Genomic DNA, 22,239 nt, shown 5'->3' with positions numbered 1-22,239 from the left:
CGCCCCCACGAGCGCGCTCCCGACGCCGAGCCCCTCCGACTCCCGCGCGACCGCGAGGATGCCGAGATGAGCGTGCTCCCGCCGGTCGAAGTAGTCGCGCCCCGTCTCGAGCAGCGCGAAGCCGGCGGGTTCGCCCGCGGCTTCGGCGACGAGGAGCTCCATGCCGGGCGGAGGCTGGCGGAAGAACCCTTCGAGCGTGCGCGCTTCCCCCGCGACGATCTCCGCCGACGACCGCCACTCCGGGAGATCGAAGTCGGCGAGCCGGCGAGCGATGCCGAGGACGAACTCGCGATCGCTGCGCCGCCCGCGGCGGACCGAGACGGCGCCCTCGCCGGGTCGTTCCTTCCCGCTCCCACGGTTCCGGCCGGCGAACTCCATGACGGGATTCTAGGACGGCGTCGCGATCGCGGCGGCGCGCAAGACCCGAAGGAGGAGCGCGCCGAACGTCAGGCGCCCGCCGGCGGGACGGCCGCGGCCGCGGCCGAAGGAGGAAGCCCGAACAGGGCTTTCACGCTCGGCCGCTCGAGGACGACGAAGGAGAGCACGCCGAGAACGGTGCCCCACGGCAGACCGAGCATCGTGAGCGCGGCCGCGATCAGGCAGAACGTGTGCCTGCGCCGCTGCCCGATCGCGCGCGCGGCGGCGAGCTTCAGGACGGCGTTGCTGGCGAGGAAGACGAATAACGAGAGGCCGACCGCGACGAAGATCCACCCGAAAAGAGTCGGATCCGCGTCGGCGGCATTGCGGAAAGGTCCTGCGATGCCTCGCACGAAGAAGATCCCTATCGCGACGTAGAACAGAGGGAAAGCGGCGAATATCGCGCTCATCGCGCCGGAGACGAGATAGCCGATCCGGAGCAGCCGCAGATGTTCTTCGTCGAGGAGCGGCTGGACGGCGGGATCGTTCAAGGTCGGCGCCGATTATAGGTGCCCCGGCACCGTGATTGCGCCGCATTCCCGGGAAAGGAGGCCGTCATGCCCCGGGGCGACAAGAGCCGTTACACGGACAAGGAGAAGCCGAGCACATCGAGGAGGCGGCGGCCGCCGCGAAACGGAGGAAGACGATCGCGTATCTTCCCGGGAAGACCCGCACCGCGCTCGGGAAAAAGGCGCGAGCCGGGCGCCCGAAAAGAAGAAGTAGCAGGTTGCTGAGGGGTTGCGAGCGCTGCGGGCTCGAATATAAGACGCCGCGCCTCGGGCCTGTCCGGCCGCATCGTCTATGTGCGGCAACGAAGCCGGCGAGCCCGCGCCGCCGCAACCTTCTGGTGGCGCGAGTCTTGCCGTTCGCGCGTTGAAAAGATCCGGCGCCCGACCTCGTCACGCCGGAGCGTCGCGCCGTCCTGCGAACGATCGGCAAGACTCGTGACACCCCGCCCGGATTCGTTTTTCAGCAGCCTGCCAGCGCGCTCCGGCGCGCGGTCACCTTCCCGGGGGATAGGCCGCGAACATGTGCGCGACCGTGTCGCGCGTCGCTTTTTCCTTCTCTTCGGGAGACGCCATCAGGTCGAGGATCCGGCGCGCCATTCCACGCCAGACGAGCTCCTTCGCGCGCGCGTCGACGAGGTCGACGACGAGGGTCCCGACCGGGATCTCCTGCCGGGTCGTCTGGATCCCCGTCTGCCACCGCCCCGGCCCGTAGCCCCAGCCGGTCGTCTCGAACTCGACCTGCTTCGTCAGACGCGCGTGCATCGAGACGAGGAGGTCGGGCGGGTCGCTCTTCGTCAGCCCCTTGCCCGCGAGCTGGTCGTCGATCGCCGCCGTGAGCCGCTTCTGGACGATCGCGTTGCCGATCGGCTCGGCATTCTCGATCCACGCGTACGTCCGGTATTTCGAGAAATCGGTCGAACGGTCGTAGTCGGCCGACGTCGTCACCGAAGCGCACCCCGCCAGGCCGAGCACCAGAGCGCCGAGAATCGCCGGAACGGCACCGATCTTCATGGGAGCCTCCTCGTTGCTTTCACGATACGAGCAGTCCGGTGAGAAGGTTACCGCTCCGGGGGATTCCGATCAAAACTCGACCAGGAAGGGAGCCGCGAGCAGCGCGGCGCCGATCACGCAGAGCCAGAGGGTGCTCGCGACGAGATACGGATAGATGCACAGCGCGATGCCCGAAAGCATCGGGGCGAAACGCCCCTCTTTCTTGCCGTACACGAAATAGCCCACGCCGATCGCGCCCGCGACGAGACCGATGAAGAGCTGCGAAGGGGTCGGCATCGGATCAGCCCGGGATCGGCCGCACGACATCCGCCGAGCGTTCGATGCGGGCGTCCCTGCGCGAATCTTTCGCTCCCATCGCCGACTCCTTTCGTCTCGATTCTAAGCCGTGATGGCTCCGCACGCGGCATTCGTCTTGCTTCGACGGTTCGTGAAAGGAGCCACCATGCCCGAGAAGAAGACGCTCCGGCGCGCCCGAAAGGACAAGCGAGAGGGAAAAGCGCCGAGCACGCAGGCCGGCGAGTTCGTCCGCGAAGAGATGGAGCACGTCCGCGAAGGAAAGCACGGCGCCCGTTCGACGAAACAGGCGATCGCGATCGGGCTTTCGAAGGCCCGCCGCTCCGGCGTGGAGCTTCCGCCGCCAAAGAAGGGAAAAGCCTCGCCCCGAACCCGCCGGCGGGCGGCGAGGGACGAGCGAAGAGGCCAGAGCGGACAGCGGCGCAAGCCGTCGTCGACGCGGTCGCGGGTGACGTCGCGCGCGCTGCGAAGGGAGGGAAAGAGCGCCGCGTCGAAGAAGGCGCTGTCGCGCCACGCGCGAAGCGCCGCGCGGCGCCGTTCGGCGGCTTCGCGGTCCCGCGCGGCCAAGAAGGCCGCCGCCACCCGCAAGAAGAGGTGACCGGCGCCTCCGGCATAAACGTCGCGCGCGCACCCGCGATTTCGCGGAGGAGTTCGCCTTAAAACGATCTCCGCCTGCCTCACGGGCGGGCTGGAGGAGATCGGGCGCCGGACCTTTCAGATCCCCCCGGCGGGGATCTTCGCCGCGAGGATCGCCCCGACCGCTTCGAGACCGCGGCGGTCGTCCTCGTCGAAGCGGCCGACCCGCGGCGCGTCGACGTCGAGAACGCCGATCAGCCGGTTCCCGGAGACGAGCGGCACGACGATCTCCGACCGTGAAGCCGAATCGCACGCGATGTGGCCGGGAAAGCGGTTGACGTCCTCGACGAGGACCGTTTCGCGCCGCGCGGCGGCCGTGCCGCAGACTCCCTTCCCCAACGCGATCCGAACGCACGCGGGCCTGCCCTGGAAGGGGCCGAGGACCAGCTCGCCGCCGCGGTTCAGGTAGAAACCGGCCCAGTTGATGTCGGGAAGCGCTTCCCAGACGAGCGCGGCGGAGTTGGCGAGGTTGGCGATCGCGTCCGGCTCGTCGGCGACCAGCGACTGCAGCGACCGGACGAGCGCCGCATAGAGCTCGGGTTTCGGGGCGGCCCGGTCGAAAACGGAGTCGTGCACGCCGCGATCTTACTGCGCGTGTCCGCGGCCATTGTTTAGAATCACGCGATGCTGGGCGCCCCGGTGCTTCTCGCTCTCGTGGCGCTCGCCACCGCCGCGTTCCTGTGGGAGATCGTCTCGCCCGACCGGGTCGCACTGGGACTCCTGGCCGTGCTCCTCCTCCTCCGATACGTCGACTTCGACGAAGCTTTCTCGGGATTCGCGAGCCCCGCGATCGTGATCCTGATCGCGGCGTTCCTGTTCAGCGGGGCGCTGACGCGCAGCGGGCTCACCCGGCGCCTCGGGTCCGGCTTCGTGAAGCTCAGCGCGGGGCGTCCCCCGGTGCTGCGCGCGGCCATCCTCCTGGCCGCCGCGGGCTTTTCCCTCGTGATGAACAACATCGCCGCGGCCGCGGTGCTGCTGCCGGGGGCCACCGACGCGCTCCGCCGCAGCCGCATCTCGCCGTCGAAGGTGCTGCTTCCGCTCGCGCTGGCGACCCAGCTCGGCGGAATGGCGACGCTCCTCACGACCTCGAACATCGTCGTCGGCGAGATGCTGCGCCAGAAGGGATTCGCGCCCTTCGGTCTCATGGATTTCCTTCCCGTCGGCGGGACGCTCGCGCTCGCGGGGCTGCTCTACGCCGGCCTCGTCGCGCCGCGTCTTCTCCCCGCGCGCTCGGAGCCCGAGGACCGGCTCGCCGGGGGCGCCCCGCCGCGGACGCTCACGCAGATCTACGAGCTCGGCCGCCGCATCGAGAGCGCGCGGATCCTTCCCGGCTCGCCGATCGCCGGCACGACGCTCGGAAAGAGCGGCATCGCTCACGACCTCGGCGTCGTCGTCGTCGCCGTCGTCCATGCCGACGGCACGCAGCGGCGGGCTCCCGAGAAGGAGCAGCCTCTGGCCGCCGGGGACATTCTCGTTCTCGACGGCGTGCCCCCCGACCCGGCCGTGATGCGCGAAGCCGGCCTCGAGATCATCCGCCTGAAGAGACCGACCCGCTATCTCTCCTCGCCCCGCGTGGCGCTCGTGGAAGGCGTCGTCGCGCCGCGGTCGCGTTTCGCCAACCGGAGCCTGCGCGAGATCAACTTCCGCGAAGCGCTCGGCGGCGTCTCCGTCCTGTCGGTCTGGAGGGACGGCGCGTTCGTCGAGACCGGGGGTCTCGCGGAGACGCCGCTGCAGTTCGGCGACGCCCTCCTGATGCAGGGCCCGCGCGCGGCGTTCCAGCGGATGCGCGACGAGGGAGAGATCCTGGTTCTGGGCCACGAGGACCTCGCCGCGCCCCCTCCTCCGGCGCGCCGCCGCATCTCCGTCGCGATCGTGCTCGCGTCGATGGTCGGCGCCATGCTCTTTCCCTCCTCGGTCGCGACCGCGCTTTTCGTCGGCGCGGTCGCCCTCCTGCTTTTCGGCGGACTGTCCTCGGAGGAGGCGTACCGGTCGATCGACTGGCGCGCGGTGTCCCTGATCGGCGCGATGCTGCCGCTGTCGATCGCGCTGACGCATTCGGGAGCGGCGGCACTCGTCGCGCGCGCTCTCATCGGCGCGTCGCACGCGGAGAGCCCGCACGGGCTGCTCGCCCTCTTCACGATCCTGACCGCGATCCTCACGCAGGTGATCCCCGGGGGCGCCGCCACGCCGCTCATCGTGGGACCGATCGCCGTCTCGACCGCCGTGCACCTCGGCGCCAACCCGCGCGCTTTCGCGATGGCGGTGGCGCTCGCGACGTCGACCTCGATGCTCACGCCCTTCTCGCACCCCGTGAACGTGCTCGTCATGGGGCCGGGGGGGTACCGGTTCCGCGACTACCTTCGGGTGGGTCTTCCTCTGGTCGTCGCGCTCGTGGCCGGGATCGTCGTCCTCGTCCCGCGGTTCTTTCCCCTCTGACGGGGAGCCCCAGCCCCGGCGGAAGGTCCGGAGCGGAGCGGCCGTTCGGCGGCCGCGAATCAAGTCCCGATTCACGGCCGCGGCGCGCGGGGAGTCCTCTTCCGGAAGGGATCGAGGAAGTGGTCGAACCCGAGCCACAGCGACTTCGCGTGCCGGACGAAGAGGAGGCTCGCGACGGGCATCGGGATGAGGAGCAGCAGGAGCATCGGGAGGAGCGGGATCGAGGTGAACGTCGCGAGGAGGAACCAGGCGACGAGCGCCGCGCCTCCGACGGCGGCGTAGTTGAAGGCCCACGTCGCGAGGAGGAAGTATCCGGGCTCGCGATCGTAGCGGTACCGGCAGCGGGGGCATCCTTCGAGCGGCGTCAGCCATTCGCGAAGCGAGCGCACGCGTCTCCAGGGAAGGAAGATCGGGTGCTCGCCGCAGACCGGGCACCGGAGGCGCAGCGCCCGGCCAAGGTAGGCCGCGGCGTTTCCGGCCGTGAACGGCCCCCGGACCGGCAGCGCGGCGGGCTCGGGAAGCGGCGCGTCGTCCATGGCCCTGCTATCGTAGTGCGGCCGGAAGACGCCGGCGCTCCCGAACAAATGAGCGGCTTCTCCGTAGTAGCCGGAAGAAACAAGGAGGCCCGATGGTTCGATTCGTGACTTTGACCGTGCTCGGCGCGCTGCTGGCGGCCGTTTCGCTCGGGGCCGACGCTCCGCCCGCGCCCCTGGACGCTCGCCGCAAGGCCCTGAACGATCTCCTCGCCGAGCAGTGGGAGTACACCCTCTCGACCAACCCCGAGTTCGCGTCGATCATCGGGGACAAGCGATGGAACGACAAGTCGAGCGACACCTCGCTCGCGGCGATCGAGAAGGACCTCGCGAAATCGGCCGCGTTTCTGAAGCGGTTCGAGGCGATCGACACGTCGGGCTTCCCCGAGCAGGAGCAGCTCAACAAGACCCTCATGGTCCGGCAGCTCGAGGAGGGCCTCGAAGGGGCGAAGTTCAAGGGTTGGGAGATGCCGGTGACGCAGATCTCGGGACTCCACATCCAGGCGCCGCAGTTCGTCAATTATCTCGCTTTCGACACGACGAAGGACTACGACGATTACCTGACCCGTCTGAAGAACCTGCCGAAGCAGCTCGACGACACGATGGACCACATGCGCCGCGGCATGGCCGACGGCCTGATGCCCCCGAAGTTCCTCCTCGAGAAGGTCGTCCCGCAGGCCGAGACGATCGCGAAGGCGGATCCGGAGAAGTCGCCCTTCGCGCTGTGCCTCTCGAAGTTCCCGAAGACCGTCTCTCCCGAGGATCAGAAGCGGATCCACGACGCGCTCGTCGCGACGATCCGGGATTCGATCGAGCCCGAGTACGTGAAATTCGCGAAGTTCGTGAAGGACGACTACGCGCCGAAGGGCCGGACGGAAGTCGGGCTCTGGTCGCTTCCCGACGGAGCGGCGCGCTACGCGTTCCGGGTGAAGGAGTCGACGACGACCGACATGACCCCGGAGGAGATCCACCAGCTCGGCCTGCGCGAGGTCGCCCGGATCGAAGGCGAGATGGAGAAGATCGCGAAGAAAATGGGGTACGCGGACCGCAAGGCGTTCGACGCGGCGATCGAGAAGGACCCGAAGCTCCACGCTCACTCCCGGCAGGAGATCGTCGACCTCTATTCGAAGTACATCACCGCGATGTGGGCGAAGCTCCCGCAGATGTTCGGCCGCCTGCCGAAGGCGAAAGTCGAGGTCAAGCCGACGGAGGCGTTCCGCGAGAAGGACGCTGCCGGCGCCGAGTACAACACCGGAACGCCCGACGGGTCGCGCCCCGGCGTCGTGAACGTCAACACGGGGGATTTCGAAAAGCGCAAGATCATCAACATCGAGACGACCGCGTACCACGAGGGCGTGCCGGGCCATCACATGCAGCTGTCGATCGCGCAGGAGCTCCCGACGATCCCGCCGTTCCGGCAGCAGGGAGGCAACACGGCCTACGTCGAGGGGTGGGCGCTCTACGCCGAGGACCTCGGGCGCGACGCCGGGTTCTTCCAGGACCCGTATCAGCTCTACGGCCACTACCAGGACGAGATGCTCCGGGCGATCCGCCTCGTCGTCGACACGGGGCTCCACTACAAGAAGTGGACGCGCCCGCAGGTGGTGGATTTCTTCCACGCTCACTCGGGAAGCGACGAGGTCGAAGTTCAGAGCGAAACGGACCGGTACATCTCGTGGCCGGCGCAGGCGCTCGGCTACAAGATCGGCCAGCTCACGATCCTCGCCCTCCGGGAGAAGGCGAAGAAGGAGCTCGGCGAGAAGTTCGACATCCGGAAGTTCCACGACGAGGTGCTCGGCGCGGGCGCCCTGCCGATGGACGTGCTCCAGACGCGCATCGACGCGTGGATCGCGGCTCAGAAGGCCGCGTGAACCATCGCGGCTCAGAAGGCCGCGTGAACAGACGCGGCCAGAAGGATCTCTGAAAGCCAGCCCCGGCTCCGCCGGGGCTTTTTCTCATTCCGAGAGGCGGCGCGCGAGCGCCGCCTCTTCCGTCTTTCCCGCGGCCTCGAGCTCCGCGGCGGCCTCCTGCAGCGCGCGCCGCGCTTGCCCGATCCGCCCGAGGGCCGTGAGCGTCACCCCGAGCTGAAACCGCGTCGAAGCTGCGCCGGCCGCCAGGCCCTGCCGCATTCGGATCTCGAGCGCTTCTTCGAGCGCGCCGAGGCTTCGCTCGAGCTCCGCGGAAGCGCTTTCGGGGACGCGGTCGGCGAGCTTCCGGCGGGCGATCCCGAGGTGATGCAGCGTCACGGCGCGGGCGATCTCCCGCTCCCCGTTCCGGAAGCCGAGCGCCTCTTCGAAACAGGCGATCGCCCGCGCGAGATCGGCGGGCGCCGCCGCGAGCGAAGCGAGCGCGCTTCCCCGATTGTGAAGAGCCCGGGCGCGGCGTTCCTCGTCTTCCTTCCAGGAGTCGAGCGAGCGCGCGAAGCACTCCTCGGCCCGGGAGAGCTCGGCGGCCGGCCCCGGAGTTCCGAAGAAGGCGCCGAGATTGTTGAAGAACCGGCCGCGCTCGCTCCCGATCCGTCGCTCGATTTCGGGAATCATCTCCCACAGGTCGTCGGCGAGCGCCCGGCAGGACGCCGCGTCGCCGCTTCCGGCGAGCTCGTGCTGGATCGCATGCCACTCGCGGTACGCCGCGGACGGATCGCCGGAGAACCGCCGCCGAAGCTCCGCACGGAGCCGGTCGACCTCGGAGCTTTCCAGGGAGTCCGCCCTACTCCAGGAGCTTCTCGTCGCCGGGCCGGTTCCGGTTCCAGTAGTCGAGCCGCTGGGATTTGCGAAGCTCGAGCGCGCTCCCGTCGGCGCGCTTCCACGACCGCAGCAGATGCGGCGCCGCCCGGTCGAAGGCGAAACGGTCGATCCCCGACGCGTGCGCGACCTCGATCCGGATCGATCCGTCGGCAGCCGGCGGGAGAACGCGGATCGTCGCCGGACCGAACGCGGGCCTGCCGACCTTCGACCCGATGATCGACGGGAGAAGGCGGACCGGGTACTCCCCCGCGTCGAACCGCCGCAGACAACGGAGCTTCATCGGGAGCTCGTCGTAGAACAGGGCCCCCGGCGGCATCGGGATCCGCCGCTCGCCGTCGGCCTCGCCGTCCCAGTAGGTGTGAAAGAGGAGCCGAAGGACGCCGCCCTCGAGCCACCCTTCCTTGAACGAGTTCCCACAGGAGTCGTTCGACGAGAGCGACACCTTGAGGACGGCGGCGGTGGCGCGATTCCAGAACGTCGATTCCATCTGATGGAAGGCGTAGACGCCGGTCGGAACGTCGATCACCTGGTTCATCTTGAGGACGTCGATCGAGCCCGGACGATCCGACTTGACCCGGGTCTTCGGGTCGAACGGCTCCTTGACGATCAGGTAAACGACGCGGGCCGGCCGCGGAAGGCCCTCGCGGACCTCGGTCGCGGCGTAGATGTCGTACTCGGCGCGGCCGTCGTCCCAGAGGCGATCCCGGAAGAGATCGGAGGCGAAGATGCCCGCCGCGCCTGCGCGCGCCGCGGCGGCGAGCGCGAGGCCAGCGAGGAACTTTTTCATCGATCAATCTTACGCGATGAAAATCGTCCTCCGGCTGCTCGCGGCCGCCCTCCCTCGCCCCCGCCGGCCATAAAATGGCGCAATGGCCGAATCTCCGAACGCCCCGGGAGGCCAGGTTCTCGAAGAAAAGAAGCCGGAAGTCCGGAAGACGCCGCTCTACCGCGTCCTCCTCCACAACGACGACTACACGACGATGCCTTTCGTCGTCGAGATCCTCGAGACGATCTTCCACATGTCGCCCGCCGAGGCGCACCGGATCATGATGCACGTCCACACCCGCGGCCATGGCGTCTGCGGCGTGTACCCGTTCGAGATCGCCGAGACGAAAGTCGACCTCGTGCACCAGCGCGCGCGGGAGAACGAGTTTCCGCTGCGGGCCTCGCTCGAAGAAGAGTAGCCGGCGGGGCGTCATCGGCGCCGCGCTCCCCTTCGCGAAGAGGAGGCACCAACCCCGACCTCGGCGCTGATCCCCCTGAAGATGGCGGGATCCGGGGCCCTTCGCATTGTGGAACCCTTTTGCCGAAGTAACCGAGGCGAAAGGTCCGCAATGCGGGAGCGGAGGCGTCGGCGAGCGGGTCGCGCAGGCGCGGTCGAGTCGACACAAGGCTGCGTCGCGAAGCGACGCCACCGCGCGACTTCTCCCGCCGGGAGAAGGTGGCGGCCGTAGGCTGCCGGATGAGGGAGGTTCGACGAGCCGCGGAACCGGCACACACCCCCCGACGGGGGTGATGCGGATGAATCAGGACGGCGATTCCTTCGCTTGGGATGATCTCTTTGCGCCGAGAAACGGATCCGGCGCGGAAGGAGAGCTTTCCATGGCAATGGTCATCCTGGACACCTGCATCGATTGCGGCAAGTGCGAGCCCGAATGTCCCAACGACGCGATCACGCAGGGAGACGGAATCTACCTCGTCAACCCGGAACTCTGCACCGAATGCGTCGGGCATGCCGACGAGCCCACCTGCGCCCAGCTGTGTCCGGTCGACGGAACGATCGTGATCGACCCGGCCCACACCGAGAGCCGGGACGCGCTTCAGGCCAAGTTCGAGCGGATTCACGCGGCGGCGTAGCCCCGGCGAAACGCGCGGGGAGTGCCGGGTCCGGCCGGTTCGCGGGTGCTCGGAGCGGACGCTCCGTTCAGCCGGTTAGAATGAATCCGGCATGCTGTCCGCCGCGGTCGAGATGGTCCTGACGGTCGCCTTCCGGGAGGCGCAGACCCGGCGCCACGCCCATCTGACGCTCGAGCACCTCCTGTACGCCATCGTCCACGACCCGGCGGGCGAGGAGATCCTCGCGGCCTGCGGCGCGGACGTGTCTCGGCTCCGGGCGGAGGTCAAGCGCCACCTCGAGGAATCGGTCGAGACGCTGCCGAAAGGAGTCGCCGCCGCCGAGCCGATCCAGACCCTCGCTTTCCGGCGCGTCCTCCAGATCGCGATTCTCCACGTCGAGAACTCCGGACGCGACGAGGGCGTGAGCGTGGGGGACCTGCTCGCCGCGATCCTCGGACAGCCGAAGACGCAGGCGGCAAAGATGCTCGCCGCGCAGGGAGTGACGCGGCTCGACGTGCTGAACTACCTCTCGCACGGGATCACGAAGGTCCCGACCGGCGATCGCGAAAGCGAGCCCGCGGGCGACGTCGCCCCGGCCGGCGAGCGGGAGCCGTCCGCTCCGAAGGATCCCCTCGCCGCGTTCACGGTGAACCTCACGGAGCGCGCCCGCCGCGGAGAGCTCGACCCGCTCGTGGGCCGGACCGACGAGCTCGAACGCGCGATGGAGGTCCTCGCCCGGCGCCGGAAGAACAACCCGGTCTTCGTCGGAGAGGCGGGCGTCGGGAAGACCGCGCTCGTCGAGGGCCTCGCCCAGCGCCTCCTGGCATCCGACGTCCCGCCGCTGCTCAAGGACGCCGAGATCTTCGCGCTCGACGGCGGGGCGCTGCTGGCCGGCACGCGGTACCGCGGCGACTTCGAGGAGCGGTTCAAGGCGCTCACGGCGGCGCTCGCGAAGAAGCCCAGGCCCGTGCTCTTCATCGACGAGCTCCACACGATGGTCGGGGCGGGGGCGACGACCGGCGGGACGATGGACCTCGCGAACCTCGTCAAGCCCATCCTGACCGAGGGGAAGCTCCGCCTCATCGGATCGACGACGCACGAGGAGTTCAAGCACGTCGAGAAGGACCGGGCGCTCGCGCGACGCCTCCAGAAAATCGCCGTCGACGAGCCGTCGTTCGAGGACGCGCGGAAGATCCTGCGCGGCCTTCGCTCCCGGTACGAGGAGCATCACCGCGTGACCTACACCGAGGAGGCGCTCGACGCCGCCGTGCGTCTCGCGTCGCGGCATCTGCGCGATTCGAAGCTTCCCGACAGCGCCGTCGACGTGATGGACGAGGCGGGGGCGGCGTTTCGCCTCCGCTCCGGCGACCGCGCGGGGACCGTGGGAGAGCCGGAGGTCGAGCGCGTCGTCGCCCGCATGGCGCGGATCCCGGCGCAGCAGGTCACGGTTCCGGAGAAGGACCGCCTGCGCCTGCTCGAAGCGGCGCTCGAAGGAGTGGTTTTCGGCCAGGAGGAAGCGGTCCGGGCCGTCTCACGGGCGATCAAACGCTCGCGTGCCGGCCTCGGGCATCCGGATCATCCGGCCGGAACCTTCCTCTTCATCGGCCCGACGGGTGTGGGCAAGACGGAGCTTGCGCGGCAGCTCGCCCGGCAGCTCGACAGCGAGTTTCTTCGCTACGACATGAGCGAGTTCATGGAGAAGCACGCGGTCGCCCGGCTGATCGGCGCGCCGCCCGGCTACGTCGGATTCGAGCAGGGAGGCCTCCTCGTCGACGCGATCCGGTCCCACCCGTACAGCGTCGTGCTGCTGGACGAGATCGAGAAGGCGCACCCGGACCTCTTCAACATCCTGCTGCAGGTGATGGACCACGCCACACTCACCGACAACAACGGCCGCAAGGCCGACTTCCGGCAGGTGGTCCTCATCATGACCTCGAACGCGGGCTCGCGGGAGGCGGCGGCCGGCGCGATCGGGTTCTCCGCGGACGCCCTGAAGGACGCGCCTCACCGCACGAAGGAGGCGATCGACCGCCTCTTCGCGCCGGAGTTCCGCAACCGCCTCGACGCGATCGTCGCGTTCCGCCCGCTGACGCCGGCCGTCATGGAGACGATCGTCGACAAGTTCATCCGCGAGCTCGAGCTCCAGCTCGCCGAGCGGAAGATCACGATCCGGCTGACGCCAGCGGCGCGCGCCTATTTTGCGAAAAAGGGATACGACCCGGCGTTCGGCGCCCGGCCGCTCTCGCGCGTGCTCCAGGCGGAGCTACGCGACCCGCTGACCGACGAGATCCTTTTCGGGGAGCTCCAGCAGGGCGGGACCGTGGTCGTGGATTTCGCCGACGGAAAGGTCACTCTGTCGCCCGGGGCGGCGACGGCAGCGCCGAGTTAAGCGGCTCGCCCGCTTCAACTCGGCGGCCCGTCTCTTCGGCGCCCGGCCGCTCTCGCGGTGCTCCAGACGGAGATCCGCGACCCCCTGACCGACGAGATCCTCTTCGGAAAACTGGAGAGGGGAGGCTCCGTGACAGTCGATTTCTCCGACGGAAAGGTGACGCTGTCGGCCGAGGCGGCCGTCTCCTGACGTCCTCCCCTAACTAACCGCTCTCCTCCTCGAACTGCCACTTCCCCCGGCGGGTCGGCTTCGCGACCGCGGCGGCGAGCGCGCGGAGGTATCGCCGGCGCGGCCATTCCTCGGCGCCGAACCGTTCGAGATGCTCCGTGTACACCTGGCAGTCGATGAGCGTGATCCCCCAGCGGCCGAGCTGGCGCGCGAGCGCGACGAACGCGATCTTCGAGGCATCCGGAAGGCGCGCGAACATCGACTCGCCGAAATAGGCCGCCCCGAGCGAGACGCCGTAGAGACCGCCGGCGAGCGCGTCGCCGCTCCAGGCTTCGACCGAATGCGCGAAGCCGCGGCGGTGGAGCTCGGCGTAGGCGTCGACCATCTCCGGCGTGATCCAGGTGCCGGGGCCTTCGGGGCGGCGCGCCGCGGCGCACCCTTCCATCACCGCCCGGAAGGCCGTGTCCATGGTCAGCCGGTACGGCGCCTTCTTCATCCGCTTCTCGAGGCTCTTCGGCACGTGGAGCTTCGCCGTCTCGAGCACCATCCGGGGGTCGGGGGAATGCCAGAGGATCGGCTGGCCCTCGTCGTACCAGGGGAAGATTCCCGAGGAATACGCCAGCAGGAGACGTTCGGGCGCGAGGTCGCCGCCGACGGCGAGGAGGCCTTCTTCGGCGAGCGACGGCGAGGGGAACACGAGGCGGTCGTCGAGGCGGAAGACGGGCATGGGAAAAGTCTACAAGCAGCGCTCCGATGACACCGGTGCCGCGTCCTTCAAATCCGAAATTCGAATATCGAAACTCGAAACAAAACCGAATCTCCAAGCTTCGAAACGCGAAACGGATCCGTTTGGGTCATTTCGGACTTCGTCCTTCGAATTGGGTCACGCCTACCACGCGATCCGTTTGCGATCCCGGAAGAATCCTCCGTTGGGCCCGCGCGCGGGAAGGGTCGCGAGCCAGACGATCGTGTCGGCGCCTTCTTCGACCGACCGGTCCGCGCTTCTCCCTCCCATCCGCGTCCGCACCCAGCCCGGACACACGGCGTTGACTTTGACGTCGCCGGAGAGCTCTCCGGCGAGCTTCACGGTGAACGCGTTCAGCGCCGCCTTCGAGACGCAGTAGGCGGGAGGTCCCGGCAGTCCCTCGGCGAACGAGCCCGATCCCGACGAGACGTTGACGATCCGTCCGTAGCCGCGCGCGACCATGTCGGGGACGAACACCCGGCAGGTTCGCGAAGCACCGAAGAAGTTGATCTCCATCGTTTCCCGCAGGACGACGGCCGACGGGTCGAGAAGTCCCTCGCCGGGGTCGATCGCGGCGTTGTTGACGAGAACGTCGACCGGAGCGCCGCTCTCGGCGAGCCGGCGCGCGCACGTCTCGACCGAGGCGTCGATCGAGACGTCCATCGGCTCGAAGCGCACGTCCGACCCTTCCTTCCGGACCTTTGCCGCCGCCGCTTCCCCCGCCTCGCGGTCACGCGCGGCCAGGATCACCTTCAGCCCCAGCCGCGCGAGCTCGCGGCAGACCTCGAAGCCGATTCCCCGGTTGCCTCCGGTGACCAGAGCGGTCCGTGTCATAATCCCTCCTCCGCCTTCGCGGAACGGTTCTTGCAATTTTCGCGTCCGTGGATCCGTCTCGCCACCTCTTCCGCCCTCCGCCGCCGAAGCCGCTCGCGATCGCGCAGATCGCCGGCATCGCCTGCCGGGTCCCGCCGCGGGACACCGGCGGCACCGAGCTCGTGATCGCGAATCTGACCCGGGGGCTCCTCGAGCGCGGCCACCGCGTGACGCTCTTCGCCTCCGGCGATTCCCGAACGGAGGCCGAGCTCCGGTCGGTCGTCGCGCGGGCGACGCAGGACGATCCCGGCTCGAATCTCTATCTCGAACGGGAGCTCGACGTACGCAACGCCTCGGAAGCGTACGAGCGCTCGGGGGAGTTCGACGTCATCCACGCCCACTGGCCGACGTCCGCCGCGTACTTCTCCGACCGCGCCGATTGTCCGACGCTCCTCACGTTCGACTACATGGAGAGGCCCATTTACGCGTATTACCGGGAGAGGTTTCCGAAGCTCGCGTTCGCCTGCGTCTCGCGAGCGCAGGCCGAATCGCTCGACCCGACGCTGCCGGTCGTGCTCAACGGCATCGACGTGGACGCCGCGCCGTTCGGCGCGGAGCCCGGCGGCTACCTCCTGACCGTCGGCCGGCTCGTTCCCGGCAAGGGCGCGGCCGACGCGATCGAGATCGCACGGCGGGCCGGGCTTCCGCTCGTCATCGTCGGCGACGTGTCGCCGTATCTTCCGGAGAGCCGCGCATACTACGAAACCGAGATCGCCCCGCACGTCGACGGCGAGCGCGTCGTTCTCCACCGGCGCCTTCCCAACCGCCGCGTCCTCGAGCTCATGAGCGGCGCGCGGGCCTTTCTCTTTCCGATCCGGTGGGAGGAGCCCTTCGGGCTCGTCGTCGCCGAAGCGATGGCGGCGGGCACGCCGGTCGTCGCCACGCCGCGGGGATCCCTCCCCGAGCTCGTCGAGGAAGGCGTCACCGGCTGGTTGGCGGAATCGCTCGACGATCTCGCCGCCGCCGTGGGACGAGCCGCCGCGATCGACCGCGTGAACGTCCGCCGGGCCGCGCGAGCGCGCTTCGACTACCGCCGGATGGCCGCCGGATACGAAGAGCTCTACCGGCGCCTCTCCCGGCGCCGGGCGGCGCGGCGAGAGGCCGCGCGCCGTTGAAGAGCTCCGCTCCGCCGAAGGCCGGCCGGCGGAAGGCGCCGGACGGAAGCCTCCGCGCGTCGAGCGGGCAGAACCCGGCCGTCCAGGCGGCGCGGCTCGCCGAGGCGATCTCGCTGGCGCGGGGCGAGCGCGTCCTGGACCTCGGCTGCGGCCGGGCCGCGAGCTCCCTCTTCCTCGCCCGCGAATACGGCGCCGCCGTCTGGGCGGTCGACCTCGACGTGTCGCCGACTGAGAATCTCGCCGCGATCCGCCGGGCCGGGTGCGAGTCGCTCGTCTTCCCGCTGCGGGCCGACGCCCGGGACCTTCCCTTCGCCGAGGAATACTTCGACGCCGCGATCGCGATCGACTCGTACCATTATTTCGGGACGGACGACCGGTTTCTCCCCTACCTCGCCGGATTCGTCCGCTCCGGGGGCCACATCGGCGTCGCCGACGTCGCCTTCACGCGCGAGATCCCCACGGCCGATGACGCGCCGGAGTTCCTGCGGGCGACGTTCGGCGAGCACTGGTCCTTCGTCCATTCGGTCGAATGGTGGAGGAACGAGTGGGAGCGGACGGGGCTCGTCGACATCGTCGCCGCCGATCCGCTTCCCGAGAGCCGCAGGCTGCTGCAGGATTACGTGCTCGACCGCGCGGCGGCCGGCCGCAGCGACGAGATCGCGCGCGCCGCCGTCGACGACGACGAAGGGCTCCTCGTCCTGTTTCGGATCGTCGCGCGGAAGCGCTGAAACCGCCGACTATTTCGGCGGCTCGAAGTCGGAGTCGGGGATCGCCGGGTTCACCTCGATCTTCTCGAAGACGATCTCCTGCGCCGGCGTCCCGCCGAGCGGACCCGATTCGATGCGGAACGGGAACGCGAAGCCCTCGACGGGACGGTAGTCCGAGAAGAGCGACGCATTCATGCTCCGCTCCTCTCCTTCGCCGAGATCCCCTTCCCAGCGCACCTTCAGCGAGGTCGCGGCGTCGAGATCGAGATACCGAACGGCCCCGCCGGGCCGGTCGACCCGGAGCCTCCAGGCGTCCTTCCCGTCGACGACGACTTTCCCTTCGAGCGCGAGGCGAATTCCCTTCTTCTCCGGATCGACGAGAGGCCCTTCGAGGTCGGCCTGTTCCGCGGCGCTGCGCCGCTGCTCCGCCGTCATCGGCGCGGGGCCCGGCACTTTCGCGAAGGGTGAGACGGTCCAGCCGTTCCGGCCGTCGAAGGCCTGGATCCAGGCGCCCGCCGGGAACGTCATCTCGGTGCGGACCCGCGCGGGCCGCGCGAGCTCGACCGCGATCGGGACGGTGGCGCCTCCGGTGAACGCGATCCGTCCCGTCATGCGGAGCGACCGCAGCGCGCGAATCCGCTCGGCGCCGCCCGAGGCGGCGACCGCGAGGCGGACGAGCTTCTCGATCGTCATCCCCTCCGGAGTCACGGGCGATTTCGAGGCGGCGGCGGGCCGCGGCGCCGAAAGAAAAGAAGCGACGAGAACGACGGACGCGGCCAGGCGGGGGTGAAAAGCTCGGATCCCGACGCTCATGGCCGGGATGATATCCGCGGCGGGATCACCGGGTCGGCGGCTTCTCCGTCACGGTCCGCCGGAGCTTCCACCGGCGGAGCGCCGTTTCCGCGACCTCGATGGTCCGGCGCTCGCCCGGCGCGACGTCGAACGAGAACGGCACTTCCCGTCCGTGCGGGTCGCAGCGGAAGACGACCGAATGCCGCCCCGGCAGGACCGCGACGAACCCGCTTTCCCGAACGATCTTCGCCCGTTCGACCGCCTCGCCGAATCTCCCCTGCTCTTCCTTGACGAGCGTCGCCATGGCCCTCCCGTCGAGGGAGCATTCGCACGCCAGGCGCGCCGACTCGCCGATGAAGGTCGCGCGCACGCGAAGCTCCGCCTCCGCCGCGGAGGCCCCGGGAGCGGGCGCCGCGCCGTCCCGGCCCGGCTCCGCCGAAGCCTCCGGACCCGACGTCCGCGCGGTCCCCCTTCGGCATGCGATCGCGGCCTCGAGCACGCTCGCGGGGAGGATGCGCGAGAGGTCGGCGGCGTTGCCGGCGTCGACCTCGAAATCGACGCAGTCGCGCTCGACGATCGCCTTCATCACGGCCGGATCGACCCCTTCTTTCGCCATCGCGACGAGCTGGGCGCGCGTGACCGGGGCGGCGGAAGCGGCGGCGGCGAGGCCGACAAGGCCGAGGACGAGCGCGGTCTTCATGGCCGCCGATCCTAACTCCCTCTCCGTGAAGTTCCGGTTAAGATCGAAACTCGGAGGATCGCATGGCGCTTCTCGAGATCGGCGACGGGGCCCCCGACTTCAGGACGGTCGACCAGGACGGCGAGCCGGTGAAGCTCTCCGATCTGCGCGGAAAGAAGGTGGTCCTGTATTTCTACCCGAAAGACGACACGCCCGGCTGCACGAAGGAGGCCTGTTCGTTCCGCGACGCCTGGAGCGCTTTCCGGAAGCGGAAGATCGAGGTCCTCGGCGTGTCCGCGCAGGACGAGAAGTCCCACCGAAAGTTCGCGGAGAAGTTCTCGCTGCCGTTCCGCCTGCTCGCCGACCCCGAGAAGAAGATCGTCCAGGCGTACGGCGTCTGGGGCGAAAAGAGCCTCTACGGCCGGAAGTTCATGGGCACGAACCGCGTGACCTACCTGATCGACGAGAAAGGGAAGATCGCGGCGGTCTGGCCGAAGGTCAAGCCCGAGGACCACGCCCGGGACGTCCTCGCCGCGGCCGGCTAGTCGGGCGGGTCCGGGGACGTCCCCTCTTTCGTTCTTTCGTCCCGGGTCCGTCGACGTCCGGGATTAAGGCGGCGCATGCCGATGTTTCGGCATGGCAGAATTCCCGGGCGGCTCCGGCCGCGAAAGGAAGGAACCGTGCGCAAAGTCCTCCTCGTCGTCTCTCTTCTCGCATTCGCCGCCGCGGCGGGCGCTGCCGCGGCGAAGCCCCGCCTCGAAAAGGCGACCTTCGCCGGAGGCTGCTTCTGGTGCACCCAGCACGACTTCGAGGAGATCCCCGGAGTCTTCTCCGTGACCGCCGGCTACACCGGAGGACACGTGCCGAATCCGACCTACGAGCAGGTCGGAACACACACGACGGGGCACGCGGAGGCCGTCGAGGTGCTCTTCGACCCGGCGAAGATCACGTACCGCCAGCTCGTCGACCGCTTCTGGAAGCTCGTCGACCCGACGACGGAAGACCGTCAGTTCTGCGACTGGGGCGGAATCGGAGGCCCCTACCGATCCGAGATCTTCTACCATTCCGAAGAGCAGAAGCGCGACGCTCTCGAATCGAAGGCGGAGATCGAGCGCACGAAGAAGTTCAAGGAACCGATCGTGACGAAGATCACGCCGGCCGGCCCGTTCTACCGCGCCGAGGAATACCACCAGGATTACTGGAAGAAGAACCCGGCCGCGTATCACCGGTACCGCGATGGTTGCGGGCGCGACGCGCGGCTGCGGCAGCTCTGGGGAAAGTCCTGACGTAGCCTCGCGGATCTGCGCCCGGAAAATCCGGGGATCCGGACACGCGGCCGGCGGCTCGCGACGGCTCCTCGGGCGATCGAGCCGGACTCACCTCGGCAGAATCGCGACGACGCGGAGCGGCGCTCCCGAGCCCCCCGCGATCTTCATCGGAAGCGCGATCACCCAGAAGCCGGTCTCCGGGAGGGCGTCGAGGGCGGCGAGGTTCTCGAGGCCGGGCACGTTCTCGCCGAGAACGGTCCGGTGGACGATGAAGTCGGTCGAGGGCCCGTAGTCGATGCTCGCGGTATCGACGCCGATCGCGCCGGCCCTCCGTTTCCCCACGAGATATTCGGCGGCTTCGCGGCCGTACGAGGGGAAATGGAGGTTCGTGATCCGTCCCGGGGTGTCGTCGCCCAGATACGCCTTGCGGTCCGGCCAGCGGGAGGACCAGCCGGTCCGCAGGAGGACGATCGCTCCGGTCGGAACGGGGCCGTGCTTCCTCTCCCAGGCGCGGACGTCTTCGAGCGACAGCCGGTAGTCGCGATCCGCGGCCGCTTTCGCCGCGACGTCGATCACCACGCCGGGGCCGACGAGCTGACGGACCGGGATCTGGTCCACCGTCCGCTTTCCCTCGGAGAAATGGATCGGCGCGTCGAGATGCGTGCCTCCATGCTCCGGAGCGCAGAAGTCGTTGGCCGCGTAGAAGTATCCGGCCGCGCTCTTTCCGAAGGACTCGCGGTGGAGCACGAAACCCGACGGCGCGTTGGGCCAGTAGATCGTCTTCTCGTCGAAGGGATGCGTGAGGTCGACGATCTTCGAAGCCGACAGGTTGACCGGGACGCCGGTCGGGGGCCGGCGCGCGGCGCGAGCTCCCGACGCGAACGTGAGAAGGGCGGCGATCGCAGCGATTCGAGTCTTCATGGTGCCCTCCCGGGCCCGAAATGATAGCGCGTTGATCCAAATGAATCAGGTAATCGCGACGCGGCGGCGCTATTTATTTCCCATGCGCTGAAACTAGCGCACTCCGGGTTCCTCTCCTTCCTCTCCGCCCCCTCCTGTCGAGAACCGGGAGGGGGCGGACCTTTAGTCGGAAGCGCTCACGACCGTGAGGGCTTCCGACTAAATCCTGAGGGAGCCCGCGGGCGCGCAGCGCCGGCGAACGAACGACCGAAGGATTTCCTCAACCGACGCGCTCACGACCGTGAGCGCCCGTCTTCGCCGGGGCTTCGGCGGGTGGACTGCGGACGGTATCGAACCCCTCATTCTCTTCGCGCGGTCGCCCAGAGGTATTGCGTGGCCGCGCCTTCCGTGCGCTCGACGCGAAACCCCGCGCGCTCGAGCTCGCGGCGGAGGCGGCGGTCCGAGAAAACGACCCCCGACCACGAGTCCGCCGCGTAACGGCGGTACCACTGCCGGCTCCGCCCGTCGACGTTCGCGCGAAAGACGCCGCCGGGCTTGAGGACCCGCCCGGCCTCCCGGAAGTACGTCCGGATGAACTTCAGCCTCGGCACGTGCTGGAAGACGAGATGCGAGTAGACGAAGTCGGCGCATCCGGAAGGCACGCCGGCCAGCGACCCGTCGAAGCGGAGGAGCTCGACGTTTCCGCAGCCGGCGCAGAATTCGCGGGCGCGGTCGAGCATCTCGGACGAAAGGTCGCCCGCGTAGACCTTCTTCACGCGCGGCGCGATCGCGCGCGCGAGCCGTCCGATCCCGCAGCCGATCTCGACGACGACGGCGTCCGGCGGGAGCGAGACGCCGCGGAGGACTTCGTCGTCGAGCTCGCGTCGGCCCGACGCCTCGAAGGCGTCGGGAGACCCGGCGGCCTCCCGGCGGATGTAGAGGAGCGCGTCGCGGCGCGCCCTTTCGTCCCAGTCGGCGGCCATCGACGCCCGGCGGCGCAGGAGCCGCATCGGAAGCGAACGGGTGAAAGGGACGTCGCGCATTCCCTTCACATTAGCAGGTCCGCCGCGCGGGGTCGGCGCCGTGTCCGGCACCGGAAATGCACCCTATAATGGGGTTTTCGTCGCACGGGCGACGGAGGTGGCGATGGGGCTTCGGAAAATCGCGACGTTCGACGACTGGATCGACAACTTCCGGCAGTGGAAGAGCGACATCGGACTGAAGTTGCCCGAAGAGTTCGACGAGTTCCCGTTCGAAGCCAAGTTCGGCGAGCTCAAGTCGGCCGAGATCGAGTACGGCGACTTCGCCGGCGCCCGGAAGTGGGACCGCGTCACGCAGATCCCGCTCCAGCCGGTCCGGGACGCGCTCCTGAACTTGATCGTGTACCAGGGGGACACGGAGTTCGCCTCGGTCGAGCAGCAGCGCCATCTCCTCGAGAGCGCGCCCTCCTCGTACGATCTCGACTCCGCGTGCCGGATCATGGTCGAGGAGATGCGCCACGGCTGGCAGATGTGCAACCTGCTGGTGACCCATTTCGGCGAGACCGGCAAGATCGAGGCGCGCAAGCTCCTCGAGCGCCGCGCGTGGGACAACAACCGCCTGCTCGGCTCTTTCAACGTCAACGTCGACCACTGGCTCGATTTCTTCACGTACACGGAGTTCGTCGACCGCGACGGAAAGTTCCAGCTCAACATGCTCTCGACCTCCGCGTTCGCGCCGCTCGCGAAGTCGATGGGCCCGATGCTCAAGGAGGAGGCCTTCCACCTCGGCACGGGGCACATGGGGCTCCAGCGCGTGATCCAGCGCGGCGTCGTCCCGCTGCCGATCGTCCAGCGATACGTCAACAAGTGGGTGCCGACCGCCTACGACCTCTTCGGGACCGACCACTCCTCGTCCGCGCAGTGGCTCTACGTCTGGGGCCTCAAGGGGCGCTACGACGAGGCGAAGCAGGAGACGGAGGCGGACAAGGAGCATCTCAACGAGACGTCGCGCGGCCAGTACTTCCAGGAGGTCGCGCAGCTCATCGGACAGCTCAACCGCCTCGTACCGGAAGGACAGCCGAAGCTGACTTCGCCGGATCTCAAGTTCCACCGGGCCATCGGGGACTTCCGGGATGGCCGATACTCGGTGACGGGCGAGGAGCTCTCCCCCGAGGAGTACGCCGCCCACGTCGCGGAGGTGCTG

At 68.9% G+C, this 22,239-nt stretch carries 26 protein-coding genes; 12 read left to right on the top strand and 14 right to left on the bottom strand.

Annotated features, from left to right (window positions below; translation table 11 throughout):
- The 4 genes from VKH46_15175 to VKH46_15160 all read right to left on the bottom strand — a co-directional run.
- A partial coding sequence (locus VKH46_15175; GenBank protein ID HKB72188.1) for a GNAT family N-acetyltransferase occupies positions 1-378 on the bottom strand: 378 nt, incomplete at its 3' end.
- Positions 379-446: 68 nt separating this feature from the next.
- Complete coding sequence (locus VKH46_15170) at positions 447-908, bottom strand: hypothetical protein (GenBank protein HKB72187.1); 462 nt, start codon at positions 906-908, stop codon at positions 447-449.
- A gap of 510 nt (positions 909-1,418) precedes the next feature.
- Entirely contained in the window at positions 1,419-1,937 is a 519-nt protein-coding gene (locus VKH46_15165) for a DUF4136 domain-containing protein (GenBank protein HKB72186.1), read from the bottom strand.
- 69 nt (positions 1,938-2,006) lie between these two features.
- Positions 2,007-2,213, bottom strand: a complete 207-nt coding sequence (locus VKH46_15160; protein HKB72185.1) for an amino acid transport protein — start codon at positions 2,211-2,213, stop codon at positions 2,007-2,009.
- Positions 2,214-2,379: 166 nt separating this feature from the next.
- Here VKH46_15160 and VKH46_15155 point away from each other — a divergent pair, with 166 nt between their 5' ends.
- On the top strand, positions 2,380-2,829 hold the full coding sequence (locus VKH46_15155) for a DUF6496 domain-containing protein (GenBank protein ID HKB72184.1): 450 nt from the start codon (positions 2,380-2,382) through the stop codon (positions 2,827-2,829).
- Positions 2,830-2,945: 116 nt separating this feature from the next.
- Here VKH46_15155 and VKH46_15150 read toward each other — a convergent pair whose 3' ends face one another.
- Positions 2,946-3,443, bottom strand: coding sequence for a GAF domain-containing protein (locus VKH46_15150; GenBank protein HKB72183.1), 498 nt, complete (start codon positions 3,441-3,443; stop codon positions 2,946-2,948).
- A 48-nt stretch (positions 3,444-3,491) separates the two neighbouring features.
- Here VKH46_15150 and VKH46_15145 point away from each other — a divergent pair, with 48 nt between their 5' ends.
- Positions 3,492-5,303 (top strand): SLC13 family permease, encoded by a 1,812-nt coding sequence (locus VKH46_15145; GenBank protein HKB72182.1) that lies wholly within the window; start codon positions 3,492-3,494, stop codon positions 5,301-5,303.
- 71 nt (positions 5,304-5,374) lie between these two features.
- Here the strand turns inward: VKH46_15145 and VKH46_15140 are convergent, their stop codons facing one another.
- Positions 5,375-5,839, bottom strand: a complete 465-nt coding sequence (locus tag VKH46_15140) for a DUF983 domain-containing protein (GenBank protein ID HKB72181.1) — start codon at positions 5,837-5,839, stop codon at positions 5,375-5,377.
- A 92-nt stretch (positions 5,840-5,931) separates the two neighbouring features.
- Here VKH46_15140 and VKH46_15135 point away from each other — a divergent pair, with 92 nt between their 5' ends.
- Entirely contained in the window at positions 5,932-7,707 is a 1,776-nt protein-coding gene (locus VKH46_15135) for a DUF885 family protein (GenBank protein HKB72180.1), read from the top strand.
- An 84-nt stretch (positions 7,708-7,791) separates the two neighbouring features.
- On the opposite strand, the gene VKH46_15130 is transcribed toward VKH46_15135, so the two are convergent.
- Together VKH46_15130 and VKH46_15125 are read right to left on the bottom strand one after the other, a co-directional pair.
- Positions 7,792-8,376, bottom strand: coding sequence for a hypothetical protein (locus VKH46_15130; protein HKB72179.1), 585 nt, complete (start codon positions 8,374-8,376; stop codon positions 7,792-7,794).
- A gap of 169 nt (positions 8,377-8,545) precedes the next feature.
- Entirely contained in the window at positions 8,546-9,370 is an 825-nt protein-coding gene (locus VKH46_15125; protein HKB72178.1) for a hypothetical protein, read from the bottom strand.
- A gap of 82 nt (positions 9,371-9,452) precedes the next feature.
- Here VKH46_15125 and VKH46_15120 point away from each other — a divergent pair, with 82 nt between their 5' ends.
- The 4 genes from VKH46_15120 to VKH46_15105 all read left to right on the top strand — a co-directional run bounded on the left by VKH46_15120 (position 9,453) and on the right by VKH46_15105 (position 12,997).
- Positions 9,453-9,767, top strand: coding sequence for an ATP-dependent Clp protease adaptor ClpS (locus VKH46_15120; protein HKB72177.1), 315 nt, complete (start codon positions 9,453-9,455; stop codon positions 9,765-9,767).
- Between the two features lie 418 nt (positions 9,768-10,185).
- Positions 10,186-10,440: a YfhL family 4Fe-4S dicluster ferredoxin gene (locus VKH46_15115; protein ID HKB72176.1), complete on the top strand. Its 255-nt coding sequence runs from the start codon at positions 10,186-10,188 to the stop codon at positions 10,438-10,440.
- Between the two features lie 91 nt (positions 10,441-10,531).
- Positions 10,532-12,808, top strand: coding sequence for an ATP-dependent Clp protease ATP-binding subunit ClpA (gene clpA, locus VKH46_15110; GenBank protein HKB72175.1), 2,277 nt, complete (start codon positions 10,532-10,534; stop codon positions 12,806-12,808).
- Between the two features lie 57 nt (positions 12,809-12,865).
- Positions 12,866-12,997 (top strand): hypothetical protein, encoded by a 132-nt coding sequence (locus tag VKH46_15105; protein ID HKB72174.1) that lies wholly within the window; start codon positions 12,866-12,868, stop codon positions 12,995-12,997.
- Between the two features lie 13 nt (positions 12,998-13,010).
- Here VKH46_15105 and aat read toward each other — a convergent pair whose 3' ends face one another.
- Both aat and VKH46_15095 read right to left on the bottom strand, forming a co-directional pair.
- Complete coding sequence (gene aat, locus VKH46_15100) at positions 13,011-13,703, bottom strand: leucyl/phenylalanyl-tRNA--protein transferase (GenBank protein HKB72173.1); 693 nt, start codon at positions 13,701-13,703, stop codon at positions 13,011-13,013.
- Between the two features lie 162 nt (positions 13,704-13,865).
- On the bottom strand, positions 13,866-14,555 hold the full coding sequence (locus tag VKH46_15095; protein HKB72172.1) for an SDR family oxidoreductase: 690 nt from the start codon (positions 14,553-14,555) through the stop codon (positions 13,866-13,868).
- Positions 14,556-14,602: 47 nt separating this feature from the next.
- Here VKH46_15095 and VKH46_15090 point away from each other — a divergent pair, with 47 nt between their 5' ends.
- Entirely contained in the window at positions 14,603-15,709 is a 1,107-nt protein-coding gene (locus tag VKH46_15090; GenBank protein HKB72171.1) for a glycosyltransferase family 4 protein, read from the top strand.
- The gene (locus VKH46_15085; GenBank protein HKB72170.1) at positions 15,706-16,437 is read left to right on the top strand and encodes a methyltransferase domain-containing protein; all 732 of its coding nucleotides are present in this window, start codon (positions 15,706-15,708) and stop codon (positions 16,435-16,437) included. Before VKH46_15090 ends, VKH46_15085 begins: the two co-directional genes overlap by 4 nt.
- A gap of 9 nt (positions 16,438-16,446) precedes the next feature.
- Here the strand turns inward: VKH46_15085 and VKH46_15080 are convergent, their stop codons facing one another.
- Positions 16,447-17,229, bottom strand: a complete 783-nt coding sequence (locus VKH46_15080) for a hypothetical protein (protein HKB72169.1) — start codon at positions 17,227-17,229, stop codon at positions 16,447-16,449.
- 25 nt (positions 17,230-17,254) lie between these two features.
- Complete coding sequence (locus VKH46_15075) at positions 17,255-17,908, bottom strand: hypothetical protein (protein ID HKB72168.1); 654 nt, start codon at positions 17,906-17,908, stop codon at positions 17,255-17,257.
- A 62-nt stretch (positions 17,909-17,970) separates the two neighbouring features.
- On the opposite strand from VKH46_15075, the gene bcp reads away from it, so the two are divergent.
- Positions 17,971-18,432 carry a thioredoxin-dependent thiol peroxidase gene (gene bcp, locus VKH46_15070; GenBank protein ID HKB72167.1) on the top strand — a complete coding sequence of 154 codons (462 nt, stop codon included), beginning with the start codon at positions 17,971-17,973 and terminating at the stop codon, positions 18,430-18,432.
- A 135-nt stretch (positions 18,433-18,567) separates the two neighbouring features.
- The gene (msrA, locus tag VKH46_15065) at positions 18,568-19,173 is read left to right on the top strand and encodes a peptide-methionine (S)-S-oxide reductase MsrA (GenBank protein HKB72166.1); all 606 of its coding nucleotides are present in this window, start codon (positions 18,568-18,570) and stop codon (positions 19,171-19,173) included.
- Positions 19,174-19,263: 90 nt separating this feature from the next.
- Here msrA and VKH46_15060 read toward each other — a convergent pair whose 3' ends face one another.
- Both VKH46_15060 and VKH46_15055 read right to left on the bottom strand, forming a co-directional pair.
- Positions 19,264-20,076: a cyclase family protein gene (locus VKH46_15060; protein ID HKB72165.1), complete on the bottom strand. Its 813-nt coding sequence runs from the start codon at positions 20,074-20,076 to the stop codon at positions 19,264-19,266.
- A 338-nt stretch (positions 20,077-20,414) separates the two neighbouring features.
- Positions 20,415-21,149, bottom strand: coding sequence for a class I SAM-dependent methyltransferase (locus tag VKH46_15055; GenBank protein HKB72164.1), 735 nt, complete (start codon positions 21,147-21,149; stop codon positions 20,415-20,417).
- Positions 21,150-21,201: 52 nt separating this feature from the next.
- On the opposite strand from VKH46_15055, the gene VKH46_15050 reads away from it, so the two are divergent.
- A partial coding sequence (locus tag VKH46_15050) for a Phenylacetic acid catabolic protein (protein ID HKB72163.1) occupies positions 21,202-22,239 on the top strand: 1,038 nt, incomplete at its 3' end.

This window comes from Thermoanaerobaculia bacterium (assembly GCA_035260525.1).
Taxonomy (GTDB): Bacteria; Acidobacteriota; Thermoanaerobaculia; order UBA5066; family DATFVB01; genus DATFVB01.
This window is presented reverse-complemented; position numbering and strand designations above follow the sequence as displayed.

What these genes read in the sequence shown, in the direction of transcription:
- VKH46_15075 (HKB72168.1), bottom strand. Translation starts at nt 17,908, where the DNA reads ATGAAGACCGCGCTCGTCCTCGGCCTTGTCGGCCTCGCCGCCGCCGCT.
- VKH46_15160 (HKB72185.1), bottom strand. Translation starts at nt 2,213, where the DNA reads ATGCCGACCCCTTCGCAGCTCTTCATCGGTCTCGTCGCGGGCGCGATC.
- clpA (HKB72175.1), top strand. Translation starts at nt 10,532, where the DNA reads ATGCTGTCCGCCGCGGTCGAGATGGTCCTGACGGTCGCCTTCCGGGAG.
- VKH46_15125 (HKB72178.1), bottom strand. Translation starts at nt 9,370, where the DNA reads ATGAAAAAGTTCCTCGCTGGCCTCGCGCTCGCCGCCGCGGCGCGCGCA.
- VKH46_15095 (HKB72172.1), bottom strand. Translation starts at nt 14,555, where the DNA reads ATGACACGGACCGCTCTGGTCACCGGAGGCAACCGGGGAATCGGCTTC.
- VKH46_15080 (HKB72169.1), bottom strand. Translation starts at nt 17,229, where the DNA reads ATGAGCGTCGGGATCCGAGCTTTTCACCCCCGCCTGGCCGCGTCCGTC.
- VKH46_15155 (HKB72184.1), top strand. Translation starts at nt 2,380, where the DNA reads ATGCCCGAGAAGAAGACGCTCCGGCGCGCCCGAAAGGACAAGCGAGAG.
- VKH46_15130 (HKB72179.1), bottom strand. Translation starts at nt 8,376, where the DNA reads ATGATTCCCGAAATCGAGCGACGGATCGGGAGCGAGCGCGGCCGGTTC.
- VKH46_15135 (HKB72180.1), top strand. Translation starts at nt 5,932, where the DNA reads ATGGTTCGATTCGTGACTTTGACCGTGCTCGGCGCGCTGCTGGCGGCC.
- aat (HKB72173.1), bottom strand. Translation starts at nt 13,703, where the DNA reads ATGCCCGTCTTCCGCCTCGACGACCGCCTCGTGTTCCCCTCGCCGTCG.
- VKH46_15145 (HKB72182.1), top strand. Translation starts at nt 3,492, where the DNA reads ATGCTGGGCGCCCCGGTGCTTCTCGCTCTCGTGGCGCTCGCCACCGCC.
- VKH46_15060 (HKB72165.1), bottom strand. Translation starts at nt 20,076, where the DNA reads ATGAAGACTCGAATCGCTGCGATCGCCGCCCTTCTCACGTTCGCGTCG.
- bcp (HKB72167.1), top strand. Translation starts at nt 17,971, where the DNA reads ATGGCGCTTCTCGAGATCGGCGACGGGGCCCCCGACTTCAGGACGGTC.
- VKH46_15165 (HKB72186.1), bottom strand. Translation starts at nt 1,937, where the DNA reads ATGAAGATCGGTGCCGTTCCGGCGATTCTCGGCGCTCTGGTGCTCGGC.
- VKH46_15120 (HKB72177.1), top strand. Translation starts at nt 9,453, where the DNA reads ATGGCCGAATCTCCGAACGCCCCGGGAGGCCAGGTTCTCGAAGAAAAG.
- VKH46_15115 (HKB72176.1), top strand. Translation starts at nt 10,186, where the DNA reads ATGGCAATGGTCATCCTGGACACCTGCATCGATTGCGGCAAGTGCGAG.
- VKH46_15140 (HKB72181.1), bottom strand. Translation starts at nt 5,839, where the DNA reads ATGGACGACGCGCCGCTTCCCGAGCCCGCCGCGCTGCCGGTCCGGGGG.